10 protein-coding genes are annotated in these 13,689 nt (G+C 45.1%); 8 read left to right on the top strand and 2 right to left on the bottom strand.

The features are described from left to right. The first annotated feature begins 148 nt into the window (after positions 1-148). The 7 genes from ACQY73_RS12250 to ACQY73_RS12220 all read left to right on the top strand — a co-directional run bounded on the left by ACQY73_RS12250 (position 149) and on the right by ACQY73_RS12220 (position 10,196). Complete coding sequence (locus tag ACQY73_RS12250; protein WP_428666136.1) at positions 149-1,033, top strand: 3-keto-disaccharide hydrolase; 885 nt, start codon at positions 149-151, stop codon at positions 1,031-1,033. A gap of 10 nt (positions 1,034-1,043) precedes the next feature. After that, positions 1,044-2,870 carry a DUF4962 domain-containing protein gene (locus tag ACQY73_RS12245; RefSeq protein ID WP_428666134.1) on the top strand — a complete coding sequence of 609 codons (1,827 nt, stop codon included), beginning with the start codon at positions 1,044-1,046 and terminating at the stop codon, positions 2,868-2,870. A 47-nt stretch (positions 2,871-2,917) separates the two neighbouring features. After that, positions 2,918-3,697, top strand: a complete 780-nt coding sequence (locus ACQY73_RS12240; protein ID WP_428666132.1) for a hypothetical protein — start codon at positions 2,918-2,920, stop codon at positions 3,695-3,697. A 215-nt stretch (positions 3,698-3,912) separates the two neighbouring features. Further along, positions 3,913-5,106: an alginate lyase family protein gene (locus ACQY73_RS12235; protein WP_428666129.1), complete on the top strand. Its 1,194-nt coding sequence runs from the start codon at positions 3,913-3,915 to the stop codon at positions 5,104-5,106. 46 nt (positions 5,107-5,152) lie between these two features. Beyond that, entirely contained in the window at positions 5,153-7,036 is a 1,884-nt protein-coding gene (locus tag ACQY73_RS12230) for a heparinase II/III domain-containing protein (protein ID WP_428666126.1), read from the top strand. Positions 7,037-7,062: 26 nt separating this feature from the next. Next, positions 7,063-8,535, top strand: coding sequence for a BNR-4 repeat-containing protein (locus ACQY73_RS12225; RefSeq protein ID WP_428666123.1), 1,473 nt, complete (start codon positions 7,063-7,065; stop codon positions 8,533-8,535). Next, entirely contained in the window at positions 8,532-10,196 is a 1,665-nt protein-coding gene (locus tag ACQY73_RS12220) for a hypothetical protein (RefSeq protein ID WP_428666120.1), read from the top strand. The genes ACQY73_RS12225 and ACQY73_RS12220 overlap by 4 nt, the downstream gene beginning before the upstream one ends. Positions 10,197-10,324: 128 nt before the next feature. Here the strand turns inward: ACQY73_RS12220 and ACQY73_RS12215 are convergent, their stop codons facing one another. After that, on the bottom strand, positions 10,325-11,680 hold the full coding sequence (locus ACQY73_RS12215; RefSeq protein WP_428666118.1) for a porin: 1,356 nt from the start codon (positions 11,678-11,680) through the stop codon (positions 10,325-10,327). 128 nt (positions 11,681-11,808) lie between these two features. Next, positions 11,809-12,276 carry a DUF1440 domain-containing protein gene (locus tag ACQY73_RS12210; RefSeq protein ID WP_428666116.1) on the bottom strand — a complete coding sequence of 156 codons (468 nt, stop codon included), beginning with the start codon at positions 12,274-12,276 and terminating at the stop codon, positions 11,809-11,811. A 106-nt stretch (positions 12,277-12,382) separates the two neighbouring features. Here ACQY73_RS12210 and ACQY73_RS12205 point away from each other — a divergent pair, with 106 nt between their 5' ends. After that, complete coding sequence (locus ACQY73_RS12205) at positions 12,383-13,651, top strand: hypothetical protein (RefSeq protein WP_428666114.1); 1,269 nt, start codon at positions 12,383-12,385, stop codon at positions 13,649-13,651. Positions 13,652-13,689: the final 38 nt, after the last annotated feature.

Below are 13,689 nucleotides of genomic sequence, written 5' to 3'. Positions count from 1 at the left end.
AGGCACATAGAACACATAGTTTTGCTATATGCCCTATGTGCCTATGTGGTTTGTATAAAAACTCTTCATTACACCAATAGTAAATGCAGGTGAATAATATCTTGAAGCATTAACAAGGAATAAAAAGTTTACTCTAACATTCTTACTAATGCGAACCATCATGAAACCTGTCATTACTTCCACCAAATTAGTTGCCTGCCTGTTGGCTCTCATTGCCATCGGGAATTTCTCCTTCTCGCCTTCAAAAAAGAAAGAAAAAGAAGATTGGATCTCATTGTTTAACGGCAAAGACATCAAAAATTGGACGGTAAAGATCCACCACTACGAAACCGGCGACAACTACGCCAATACCTTTAGGGTAGAAGACGGCCTGATAAAAGTCCGTTACGACCAATACGACAAATTCAATGAAAAGTACGGTCACCTGTACTTCAACACGCCTTATTCTTATTATCACCTTAGTTTAGAATATCGTTTTACGGGCATTTGGCGCAAAGATGCTCCAAGTTATACAGAGCTGAACAGCGGCGTAATGTTCCATTCGCAAGACCCCAAAACCATGCCCAAAGAGCAGGATTGGCCGATCTCGGTAGAGATGCAGTTTTTGGCCGGACTCGCTGACGGTAAACCTCGCCCAACGGGCAACATGTGTTCACCGGGTACCGACGTGATTTTTGAAGGTAAAAAAGACCCGCGTCACTGCATCAATTCTACCTCCAAAACCTATCCGAAAGAAGAATGGGTGAAGGCCGAACTCATCGTTTTGGGCGATTCTCTGATTACGCACATGATCAACGGCGAATCGGTGCTGCAATATTCCAAACCGCAAATTGGCGGTGGGGTAGCCAATCGCTATGATCCGGCCCTTAAAATTGATGGGAAGTTGCTCAAAGAAGGCTTCATTGCCTTACAGAGCGAAGGGCAGGAAATTGATTTCAGAAACATAAAACTGTTGAATCTGGAAGGATGTACAGACCCAAAATCCAAAGCTTATCGCAGCTATTTTGTCAAATCCAACGGTAAATGCAAATAACTGTCTGACTATGAAACGACTCGTCTATTGCCTGTTATTGATCGCCTCTCCGCTGGCAATAGCCTCGTGTCAAAAAAAGGAAACGACTGTTCCCATGCCTGAATTTACGGGCATTTTGAAAAACATTAAAGCCGAGCATCCCCGTTTGATGCTTTCCAACGAACGGGTCGAAGAACTCAAAACATTACGAAAAACCGACGCTACGCTCGACAAATACATCAATGCGGTAGTAGCAAGTGCCAATGCAATGATCACCAAAGCGCCCCTTCAACGAGTACTTGAAGGCCCGCGCCTGTTGAGTGTCAGTCGTGAATTGCTCAATCGCGTCACGCATCTGGCCTTAAGCTACCGACTTACCAACGATAAAAAATACCTGACCGCCGCCCTCGATAATCTCAAAACAGTCTGCGCGTTTTCCGACTGGAATCCATCCCATTTTTTAGATGTCGCCGAAATGCTTCACGGGGTTGCTATTGGTTATGATTGGTTGTATGCCGACATAAGCCAGGCAGACCGTGAAGTACTTCGGGCGGGCATGAAAAAGCATGGACTGGATGAGTACCGCAAACGCTACAATTCAGAATGGTGGCACAATGCTGAAAACAACTGGAATCAGGTCTGCAACGGCGGCCTTATCGTGGGTGCGTTGGCCATAGCCGAAACCGACCCTTCTTACGCAAGCGATTTTATTCCGTTAGCCATTAAAAACCTGCCAATAGCGCTCAAAAACTACGCTCCCGACGGACTTTGGTACGAAGGCCCCGCCTATTGGAGCTACGCCACGGAGTATTTGGTCTACGGCATGGCGGCGCTGCAATCGGCATTGGGAACAATGGGCGATCTGGAAAAATCGGCCGGCCTGAAAGAAACGGGTTTGGTTCCGATGATCTGTACTTCCCCTACGTATGGCTTTTTAAATTTTGCCGATGCGGGTGAAAACATTAAATCCGATGCGTCAAAAGCATTCTTTTACTTGGCACGGATTTACAATAACCCTAACATTTCCAATTATTTACACGAAGTCATTAAAAGTCGTGCTTTGTTAGCTCAGCCGCATCATGTGTTGTGGTACAAAGCGCCTACCACCGATGCTCCCGTTCGAAGTTTGGATAATTATTTTAAAGGAAAAGTAGAACTGGTCACGTTTCGGAGTGCGTGGAACGATCCCAATGCACTTTGGTTGGGTATCAAAGGCGGGGTAAACGGCTCAGAACATTCGCATCTTGATCTGGGAAATTTTGAATTGGAAGCAGGCAGTGTACGATGGGCAAGAGATTTAGGATCGGATGATTATAATTTGCCCGGTTATTGGACGATGGGCGTAGGCGGACAACGTTGGTCGTATTATCGCCTCAATTCTTTCAGCCATAATGTGCCATTGTTGGGCAATAAAAACCAATATGAATTGGCAAAAGCGAGTTTTTCAGCAACCGATCTCAATAATTCAACGCCTTCAGCTACGCTTGATCTGACCGAAGCCTATCGTGATTTTTCGTCTAAAAGCACCCGCAAGATCAGCATGATCGACAACCGAAAAGCTTTTCTGATTGAAGATAATCACGCCCTTACCAAATCGACCGAAGTAGCGTGGGGCATGACCACGGCCAATCAAATTGAAATTGTAAAAGGTGGAAAAGCCGTTTTGCGGAACGCGACGATCACGACCCGAACCCTTGAAGCTGAGATCATTTCGCCCGTGGGCGCTGAATTTACGGTGGAATCGGCGGTACAAAAAGCGCCTGAAAAACTCAATACGGGCAACAGTCGCCTGATGCTCAGGCTTCCCAATCAGTCGGGACAGGTAAAAATAATTATTAAACTGACGCCTAAAGGATAAATCCGGGGCTTTTATCTTTTTTATCTATCTCACAATTTCTGCTATTTATGAAAAAGATAATCCTGTTACTGACGCTCTTTGGCCTTTCAAAAGCATCTTATAGCCAACAAACGCCCGGCCTCGGTTTTCCTAATAAATACATTTCGATCATACCGAGTGAAAGTAATCCTCAACTCAATCGCATTGAAATTGCTTCCGACGTAGACACGAGTTGGTACCGATGGAAGGAAAGAGGCTATAGCTTTGGATTTACACCTTCTGTCGCGCCCATGTACACAACGGTTAACGGCATTTTATCAACTCCTTACATGATTCAGGTAAGAGGAAATGCCGAAGAACGGAACAAAAAACGGTGGGGCTATCACGTTTTTGAAGGTTACGCAAAGGATGATAAATCGCGGATCACAATGTTGGTCAATAAGCACGTTGAACTGGAAAAACCCGTAGCCGAACTCTACTATTACGGCACCACTTACAACCATTCCGAACAGGCTTACAATTGGTTTAAAATCGGCTCTGACGTACGTCAACATTCCTTTTTGTTTGGTCGGGACAAGGCAATATTCTACGGTTCATTGCGCCTGACAAATGCCTTCACATTGGGCGCAATCGGCAAAGAAGATTTATCCGAAACCAAGCCTCAGGGTGATGACGAGCCTAACTATCAGGCCGATGCAAAATACGTCAATTTCAAGGAATTAAAAGACAGTTCTGACGGTACGATGTTCTACGACAAAGACAACAAAATCGTAGTCATAAAGATTGAAGGCAAATGGATGAAACTGAAAGTAGAGCCCCTGCCGGCAGGCGTTGAATATAAATTCTAATTAGTCTAAGTACCTGTTCAAAATTAGTTTAAATTATTTGCAGGTTGTTTGACCCCATCCGGGACGGTCGGCCGTTGCCGTCACATATTTGTAGAGAATATGCTGTTTTCTACAAACATCTGACCCCGGATGGGGCGGTCGGCCGCTGCCGTCAAACAAAATAATGCAAACAGATTCTTATGGTTTACTTATAACACTTACATTCTATCTCAAAAATGAAGCATTTTTTGACGATTATACTAAGTTTGGCGGTTTCCGTTTCGGGAATGTGCCAACAGGTTTCTGAACTCGTATTGATGGATGGTAAAACGTTGGCGCAAAACAAAAAACGAATCGCTTCCGGTGATACTGCGTTGGCGACAGCTTATAAAAAATTGATCTTAGAGGCTGATCGTTTAGCTAAAAAGGAAGAAGTGTATTCGGTGATGCACAAAACGCAATCCCCGCCAAGTGGCGACAAACACGATTATATGTCGCAGGCGCCCTATTGGTGGCCCGACCCTGCCAAGCCCGACGGAAAACCATACATCCGCAAAGACGGTGACAGAAATCCCGAGATCAACGGCATCACCGACCATGACCAATTGGGCGAACTTATCAGCGAGACCGAAATTTTGTCGTTGGCTTATTTCTATACGGGAAAAGACCAATACGCCCAACGCACGGCACAATTAATAAAAGCTTGGTTTTTGGACGAAAAGACTAAAATGAATCCGCATTTGAATTTCGGTCAAGGCATTCCGGGCATCAATACCGGCCGGGGCATCGGCATCATTGAAACCCGCGAATTAGGCAAAGTCTGCGACGCCACTACGCTCATTTCAACGTCCAAATATTGGGACAGCAACGCTCAAAAGCAGTTCAAAGCGTGGATTGGAGCGTATGATAATTGGTTGGTTACAAGTGCAGTAGGCAAAGACGAGGCCGATGAGCACAACAATCACGGAACGTATTACAGCGTGCAGGTAGTTGCTTTTTCTCTTTTTACGGGTAATACTTCATTGGCGAAAAGTCAGCTTGATACGGCTAAAGTTCGTTTGCAAAAACAACTGCAACCCGACGGAAGTCAACCGCATGAATTGGCCCGTACGCTCCCTTACAACTACGCAACCATGAATTTGAGAGGGTTCTTTGAATTGGCAACGATGGCAAAAAAGCTGAACATCGACCTCTGGAATTACCAAACGTCCGACGGAAAAAGTCTGAAGAAAGCCTTTGATTGGTTTTCTCCTTATGTAACGGGAGAAAAGAAATGGGAATATAAACAGCTCAAAAGCCCCGTTCAGGACCAAATGGTGATTCTGTTAAAAATGGCCTCCAAAGCGTATCAACGTCCCGAATTTGACAAGTGGGGCTATAAAGTTTCACCCAAAGAATACGCCGAAGCAACGGCTCAATTAAAATATTAACGATCTATCATTTGAACAAAACCACACGTTTTTACCATTTCATACAATGAAAAAATTGCCGCTTTCTATCTATTTATCAGTGTTTTGCCTGTTGATGACAACCACTGTTTTTTCTCAACTTAAACACCTCACCAACGTTGGTAAACTTCCCGATCATCCTCGCATTTTGCTCTTGAAAGGGGAAGAGAAAAGCATTCAGAAAAATTTTACGACGGATAAAAATTGGGCGAAGATCCACGGTGTCATCCTTAGTGAATGCGATAAGCTCATTGCTACACCCACATTGGAACGCATTCAGATCGGCCGCCGTCTGCTTGCGACCTCGCGGGAGGCGCTGCGCCGTATTTTCTTTTTATCGTACGCTTGGCGCACAACGCACGAAGAAAAATACCTCAAACGGGCTGAATCCGAATTGCTGGCCGTTACGAGTTTCAGCGACTGGAACCCTTCCCATTTTTTGGACGTGGGCGAGATGACCATGGCCGTATCCATCGGGTACGATTGGTTGTATCACGACCTGCAAAAATCCTCTTTGCCGATCCTGAAAGAAGCCATCCTGAAAAAAGGCATTGAGCCGTCTTTTGATTCAAAATACAACAGTTGGCTGAAAGTCACCAATAACTGGAATCAGGTCTGCAACGCCGGCATGTCTTACGGTGCGTTGGCCATTTATGAAGAAAATCCTGAGTTGGCCAAGCAGATCATTGACCGCGCCATTGAGTCCATAAAATTACCGATGGAAGATTACAAACCCGACGGCGCTTATCCCGAAGGTTATGGTTATTGGAATTACGGAACGAGCTTCAACGTCTTGTTTATCAGCGCTATTCAAAAAGTATTGGGCAGTGATTACGGTCTGTCAAGTGCGCCCGGTTTTCTCAATACAGCGGCTTATCTGGAAAACATGGCAGGCCCGTCGGGCAAAAATTTTAATTATTCCGACAGTGGCAATGGATTGAGTCTCAGCCCGGCGATGTTCTGGTTTGCCAATCGCACCAAAGATTATTCGTTGTTGTACATCGAAAAAAGTATGTTGGAAAAAGGCGAAAATTCAATGGCCGGAAACCGAATTTTGCCCGCCGCCATGCTCTGGGGAGAAGGGATCAGTTTGGATAAAACCAAAGAGCCGAAGCAGTTATTTTGGACAGGGCAGGGCAAAAACCCCGTTGCTATGATGCGGTCGTCGTGGAGTGATCCCAATGCCATTTACGTCGGCCTCAAAGGCGGCTCTCCCTCCGTCAGCCACGGCCACATGGACATTGGCTCGTTTGTGATGGATGCCAACGGCGAACGCTGGTCAATGGATTTTGGCATGCAGGATTACGAGACCTTGGAATCAAAAGGCGTAAAATTGTGGGGCAGAGAGCAGGATGCCGAGCGTTGGCGCGTATACCGCTACAATAATTTCGCACACAGCACCCTTACGTTCAACAACGAATTACAACGGGTGGATGGCTACGCGCCCATTTCGGGAAAGGTCAACAAGCTTTCATTCTTGGGTGCTATGACCGATATGACCGCTGTGTATAAAAATGTGATTACCTCCGCCAATCGCGGCATTGCTATTGTCGACGAAAAATATGTAGTCGTCAAAGATGAGATTACCACCACCGACAAGCCAACTACCGTAAAATGGGTCATGCTGACTCCTGCCGAGGTACGCATTACCGAAAACGGAACGGCGGAATTGACCCAAAAAGGCAAAAAACTCCAATTGAAAGTGCTGGAACCCGCCAACGTGACGCTTAAAACATGGTCTACTCAACCGCCGAATGACTACGACGCGGCCAATCCCGGCACCATGCTCGTAGGTTTTGAGGTAGCTTTACCCGCCAATACTAACAGTACTGTCAATGTTTTATTAATTCCTGAAGGAATCACCGTCAACAAAGACACCAAAATTCCATCGCTGAAAGATTGGAAAAAATAAAATCGCCAAAGCTCAATCCTTTATTCATGAAAAAGTGGCTTTTTGTAGTCCTAACGTCGGCAGGGTTCCAAACCCTGCCGACGTTTCTTAGCGCACCCGTACACGCCCAAACCCTTAACCAAACGGATGATGGTTTTCGAGGTATTTGGTATTTTATCGGGAAACTCAACAACGAATACGTCCACAAATACAGCGGGGGCTTGGGCACGTATCCTTCCAATCACAGCCCTTTTGCGGTTTACAGCCCGGAAGCAAAAAAGACCTTTTTTTGCTTCGGAGGAGCCTCAAAAGAGGCTAGACCAAGCCTGTTACATGAGGTTTCATATTTTGACCACGTTACGGGAAAAGTAGCGCGACCAACCATTATTCTTGATAAAGCCACCGACGACGCCCACGATAACCCTGTGCTGAACATAGACGACAAAGGTTATATTTGGCTATTTTCGACCTCGCACGGTGTGGAGCGACCTTCGTACATGCACCGCAGCCGAAAGCCTTTTGATATCAGCGCCTTTGACAAAATCAACCCTACATACATCAAAGAAGGGAAAGAAATGCCTTTTGACAATTTTTCCTATTTGCAAAGTTATTATCAAAAAGGGAAAGGGTTTATTCATTTAATGACCCACTACGAGCGTGGAATGCTGAAATACGGAGCGACCAAACTGCGTCGTACCATTGGATATGTCACAAGTAAAGACGGCGTCAAATGGTCTGAGATCAAGGACATTGGCGTCATTGAAGAAGGTCATTACCAAACCAGTGGGCAATGGAAAAACAAAGTCGGCACCTCTTTTAACATGCACCCTGATACCGAAAAGGCGGCGGGTTTGGACTATCGAACCAACCTATATTATGTAGAAACGAGTGATTTTGGAAAAACATGGCAAAATGCGCAGGGCGAGCAACAGCAATTGCCTTTAAGTACTCCTCAAAACGGCGGTTTGGTCAAAGAATACCGTTCGGAAGGATTGAATGTATACATCAACGACGTGGCTTACGACGGCAATGGACATCCGATCATTCTGTACGTCACGAGCAAAGGCCCCGACCCCGGCCCGCAGCAAGGGCCGCATACGTGGCGAGTAGCCTATTGGAACGGTAAAACGTGGGAAATAAACGCCGTTACTATCTCCGACCATAATTATGACATGGGCTCTTTGTACGTCGAAAATCAGACTATGTGGAAGATCATCGGCCCTACCGAAGCAGGTCCGCAGCCTTACGGAACGGGTGGTGAATTAGCGGTTTGGATAAGTGAAAATCAAGGTAAAACATGGAAAAAACAAGGTTTATTGACCAAAGACAGCGCTTATAACCATTCTTACGTGCGTCGCCCGCACAATGTCCACCCTGATTTTTACGCTTTTTGGGCCGACGGAAATGCGCGCCAGGCATCGGAGTCATCGCTTTATTTTTCCAACCAAAAAGGAGAAGTATTTCGTTTGCCCCGTCGAATGAAAAATGATGTTGAGAAACCTACGAAGTTAAAACCATGAGTACGTTTTTTCTTAAACAAACCATAAAGGTTTCTGCCCGACAAATGACCATCAGCACAAAACTTGCGACCATTGCGTTATTTTTATTCGCGGAATTTAGTTTCGCTCAATCATCTGCCAATCAACAAAAAGAAAGCACTTTCAACCAAGCTCTCGCCAATGGCAAAGCCGCCAACGAAGCTTTTCGTCGAAGCCACCGTTTTTTGTTGGGATGGCTCACCAAAGCTGATTCTGTGACGGGACTCATTCCGCGAAATCTTACCCAAAGCACCTGCATCTGGAACGCCTGGGATGCTGCTGCCGACAATTATCCTTTCATGGTGATGACCGCCGCAATGTTGAACCGGCCGCTTTTTGAAGGAAAAATGCGTCAAATGCTCGCTACTGAAACCTACCTAACCTCGCGCATCGGACGATTACCGGATACCTATTCTTTTTGCAAAAAAGGGTTTGAGAATTCCATCATTGATACCAGTCAAGTGGTGTTTGGCAGTGCTGAATACATGAAAGATGGCCTTATTCCACTTACCGAATGGCTCGGGCCAAGTCCCTGGTCGGAGCGGATGTTAGGGATTTTGGAGGATTTGGACAAAATCGTGGATGTGCCGACCCAAATCAAAGGCAGTTTTTTTGGAAACAGCGCCGTTGTGGAAGTGGGCGGTGATTTGTTGCAGGTGCTGGCGCGTATGTATTGGCTCACCCGCAATCCCAAATGGCTGCAATGGGGCATACAGATCGGTGATTATTATTTAAGCGATGCCCATTTGCCCACTCGTACCCTGCAACGATTGCGACTTCGTGATCATGGCTGCGAAATTGTATCAGGTTTGGTCGAACTATATGCGGTAGTGGCTACTGCAAACCCTGCCAAAAAGAAACAGTGGCAGCCCTACGTTCACGAAATGTTGGACACCATTTTGGCGAAAGGTCGCAATGAACACGGCCTTTTTTACGACGAGATCAACCCATTGACGGGCGAGATCATCCAAAAGCGATTGGCTGATAATTTTGGTTATACCCTTAATGCTTTTTACACGGTCTATCTGATCGACCACGTGGTGGCCTATCGGGAAGCCACTTTAAAAACACTCGGCTCACTTTCTGCTCATTATCGTAACCACGATTGGGAAAGCGGCAGCGCCGATGGTTATGCCGATGCCATTGAAGGAGCGTTGAATCTGTATTTGCGGGAGCCTGTGACAAGCACAAAAGACTGGCTGGAAAGCGAAATAAAAGTGCTCTGGAATTTTCAAAAACCCGACGGCATCATTGAAGGTTGGCATGGCGACGGCAATTTTGCGCGCACTTCCCTGATGTATGCCCTTTGGAAAACCGCAGGAATTCATATTTCTGACTGGAACGCTGACATAATCTACGGTGCAGTGTCCGACAAAAACAATGTGTACGTAACCGTTACTTCTTCCAAAGCGTGGAAAGGAAAATTGATATTCGGTTCCAAATGGCACAGTGAGCATCTGCATATGCCGTTTGATTACCCTCGTATCAATCAATTTCAGGAGTGGTTTCCAATTGAGAAGGACAAAAATTATAAAGTAACCATTGGAAGCCAAACCCGGACAGTTAAAGGGTCAACCCTGATCGCAGGTTATCCTGTTGAACTGAAAGCGAATGAAGTAATCCAACTGCGCTGTGCACGTTAAGCATTGAGGTTGTGAGCAACCCGGTTGGCGGTTTTAAGAATTGCAGCGGCGCACCGCCCGCCGGCACAGCAGCACTGTTTGTGCAGCAGGTTTCTCAAAACCTGCATTGAGGTTGCTCACAACCTCGTTTAAAAATTAAACTGCGTACGAAAAGTAAACACTCCATCTTTTACATCATTTTCATAACCTTTAATAGCTGTTTTTTCGTTGATGGGTTGGTCATACCAGAAGACCAATTTTAAGTATTGATTGACGTAATAAATATAGCCGCCGCCAAAGGTATCAAAGCGAATATCAGCGCCCGAAAAGCCATTCTTAGCATCAATTTCTTTTCCTTTCACATTCGTATTGGGATTATACCAATCGTACTTTAAGATGAGTTGGTGGTTTGGGCTGCCGAGGTGTTGAAGAAAATAAAAATACGCACCGTCAAAGGCCCGCGTATAAAGCGGTTGAGGGGCTCCGGCACTCGTTACAGGATAGCTGCCCGGCGTTGTGCTTGATGCGGCGGTGGCAGTTTGAGAACCCCGCATGTATTCTGCCCGAAACTCTGTTTGCCCTTTTTTATTGGGAAAAATAAGTTGAACATCCGCCCCGAAATATTTACGACCCGCACTTCGACCAATGTTTGAGGAAGAAGAGTCTTTTTCAACAACCGGTTTTCCATCGTATGTTTTAGTGGAATACATCACGGCGCTTTGGCTCGTAATTCCTCCGAAAAAGCCGCTGAGTCCCCACGATATTCGAGCACCGGATGAGCCTATGGCACGGCGCTTTGAGCTGATACGTGCTATTATATCCTTATGGTTATCGTATTCGGCAGTACCCGTTAAGCCTTGTCCATCGTAAATGCCCACATCGACGGCCAGCCATTTGAATTTTGAGCCGGCTTTTCTGGGGTTCAAGCTAACCATCATGCCCAGATCACGCTCAGTAGGCATCAATATCTGTGACATCCTCCCACGCTCGGGCGACTCTCGAAAAGCAGAAGACAGCAACACTTCATGTCCAAACGGACGCGCCATGACGCCCGTTGAAAAATGAAACAATTCCCATTTGTTTTCGTAGATACGTCCCCAAAAATCGCGAATATTTACACCGCGTTCAGTACCGTCAAACTGAAAGACGAAATACACTGACGGTTTACCATCGTCGGTAAAATGCGAAAAATCCGTCCGAAAGCGACCTCGACGAAGACGAAAACGACTATTAACATACGGCCCGAAATCGCCTCCCGCAAAGGTATTTCCTGCCGCTCCTTTTGACTCCGCCCACTGAAACTGTGGTTGCATATAGGCACTAAAGCCTATTTTTCCAAAACGGCTGTTGAGCGAAAGCATACTTCTTCCGATCCGCGTAGTAGTATCAATCATGTCGGTGAGAAGCCCACCGCTGTTATTATTGATGTTGCTTATTTGTCCAACGGAATGAAAACTGTAAAGAGAAATTGAGAAAAGAAATAGGAATTCTTTAAGGCGCTTCACCGGGTGTCGTTTTATCTAATGCCGCAAAATACCACTCCTGCGACTTAAAAAATTAACACAAAAGTAAAGATTTCGTAATAATGACTGAAACAAAGTTATTATTACGGCTACCAAGTGACCTATTTTACTTACTGCTTTACTCGAAAATAGGCAAAAGCGTGAAGTGAAATAGGAACCCCAAGTGCCAAAATAAGCACACTCGTTGCAATGATCTTGTTGGTCCAGTTGATGGCGCCACTTTGAGGCAGACGTGAAAGCGGCAATACCACCAACTCCATTACCAATGAAATAAAGATACCAACCAGAAAAGCCGTAAAGTATTTATTTTGTTGCAGAAAACTAATTTTAGGGAAGATCAGAAAGAAAAATAAAGTGAAAGAAAAGGCAATGAAATAATGAAAAAACAGGCCCAACCCCATCATTTCAACACCGCCTTTCATGGAAGTTTCCAGGCCGAGTGCGCCTCCGGCAATGTAGTGCAGAAGTTTCGTGGGAAAGTTGCCGGTTTTTAGGAATTGGACCAAAAAGGCCGATGCCAAGTCTAAAGTACCTGCAATAAGACCCGTTAAAAGAACGGTTTTAGTAAAGGGTTTCATGGTTTTAGTAGGTTTAGAAAATCGCTGAAACATTAATTTTGAACAAAAATCGGCACAGAAAACGTAATTTTAAAGCCAAAAGACGTTCAAAAAGCATTCAAAATCCATGACCGACCGCGAGTTAATTCAAACAAGTCTTTTTGAAATAAGCAGTAAACTGGGCTATGCTGATGTCCGGTCGCTCAAACAACGGGATCTGGAATTTATCTCTGCCGAAATAGAGAAGAAAACCACTGTCCTCATTAGCCTTTCTACTCTCAAAAGGTTGTTCAACGGTCAGTTCAGTAAACTTCCGCAAACGGCTACATTGAATGCCATTACTGCCTATTTGGGATATGAAAATTGGCAGGATTTTAAGGTCAAAAAACGGGAAGAAATACCTGTCAATGAAACGCCGCATCACGTTTCTAAACCGCAAAAACGTCAATTTTCCTTTAGCATTATCGGCATTGGGAGCGCGATCATTTTCTTGATTTCAGTGGCTGTCTTTATTTATAAAATCAGTCAAAAAGCTACTCCGCCGGTTGTATTTACCATCAAAAAGACCACACCCGACGCCATTCCCAACACGGTCGTTTTTACGTACGATGTGAGTCAAGTGGAAGCCGACAGTTTTTTTATTCAACAATCTTGGGACAAACGCAAAAGGGTAAAAATCGACAGAAACAGCCACACCTTGACCGACATTTATTACGAGCCCGGTTATCATACCGCAAAACTTATTGCCAATGATAAAATCATCAAAACCATCGGCGTAAGCATTCCCACGAAAGGATGGTTTTTTTACGCAAAAAAAACGTTGTTTCAGGAAATTCCCTCTTATCTACAGTTTGAACAACCCACAAAAACGGGAGTAATGGGCTTAACGTTGGAAGGTCTGTTAAAAAACGACATCAATCCTGCATCGGAACGATATTATAACTATGCATTTATTTCCAATCCTCTTTCGTTTCCCGCCGATAATTTCAGATTTACGACGAAAGTACGGGTAAAAAATATCCAAAAGAATGCGTGTCCGATCGTGATGTGTGAGGTGTATTGCCAACATCACTTTTTGTTTTTTTCAAGCACGCCCCCGGGCTGCGCCCATACACTGAACGCTCAATTTGGAGAAACGATTTTGCGCGGACAAACCAACGACCTTTCTGCCCTTGGAAGCGACGTTGAACAATGGCAGCTATTTGAGATGCTGGTTAAAAATAAGATAGCGACCGTAGTTATAAATGGCAAAAAGGTGTTGTCAGCGCCATTTAAGGAAACGACGGGCAATATCACCGGAATGGGATTTATTTCCAATGGATTGTGCGAAGTTGATTTTGTAAAATTAGAGACATTGAATGGAGAAGTAGTTTATGCCGATGATTTTACGAATTAAACCTATAAGGTCTGTTTATCGTCACAAACAGACCTTAT

The sequence above is a fragment of the Runella sp. genome (assembly GCF_965279615.1).
Lineage (GTDB): Bacteria > Bacteroidota > Bacteroidia > Cytophagales > Spirosomataceae > Runella.
The sequence above is the reverse complement of the archived record's forward strand: the minus strand, read 5'-3'. Positions and strand labels throughout refer to the sequence as shown.

What these genes read in the sequence shown, in the direction of transcription:
- ACQY73_RS12230 (WP_428666126.1), top strand. Translation starts at nt 5,153, where the DNA reads ATGAAAAAATTGCCGCTTTCTATCTATTTATCAGTGTTTTGCCTGTTG.
- ACQY73_RS12225 (WP_428666123.1), top strand. Translation starts at nt 7,063, where the DNA reads ATGAAAAAGTGGCTTTTTGTAGTCCTAACGTCGGCAGGGTTCCAAACC.
- ACQY73_RS12245 (WP_428666134.1), top strand. Translation starts at nt 1,044, where the DNA reads ATGAAACGACTCGTCTATTGCCTGTTATTGATCGCCTCTCCGCTGGCA.
- ACQY73_RS12205 (WP_428666114.1), top strand. Translation starts at nt 12,383, where the DNA reads ATGACCGACCGCGAGTTAATTCAAACAAGTCTTTTTGAAATAAGCAGT.
- ACQY73_RS12240 (WP_428666132.1), top strand. Translation starts at nt 2,918, where the DNA reads ATGAAAAAGATAATCCTGTTACTGACGCTCTTTGGCCTTTCAAAAGCA.
- ACQY73_RS12250 (WP_428666136.1), top strand. Translation starts at nt 149, where the DNA reads ATGCGAACCATCATGAAACCTGTCATTACTTCCACCAAATTAGTTGCC.
- ACQY73_RS12235 (WP_428666129.1), top strand. Translation starts at nt 3,913, where the DNA reads ATGAAGCATTTTTTGACGATTATACTAAGTTTGGCGGTTTCCGTTTCG.
- ACQY73_RS12220 (WP_428666120.1), top strand. Translation starts at nt 8,532, where the DNA reads ATGAGTACGTTTTTTCTTAAACAAACCATAAAGGTTTCTGCCCGACAA.
- ACQY73_RS12210 (WP_428666116.1), bottom strand. Translation starts at nt 12,276, where the DNA reads ATGAAACCCTTTACTAAAACCGTTCTTTTAACGGGTCTTATTGCAGGT.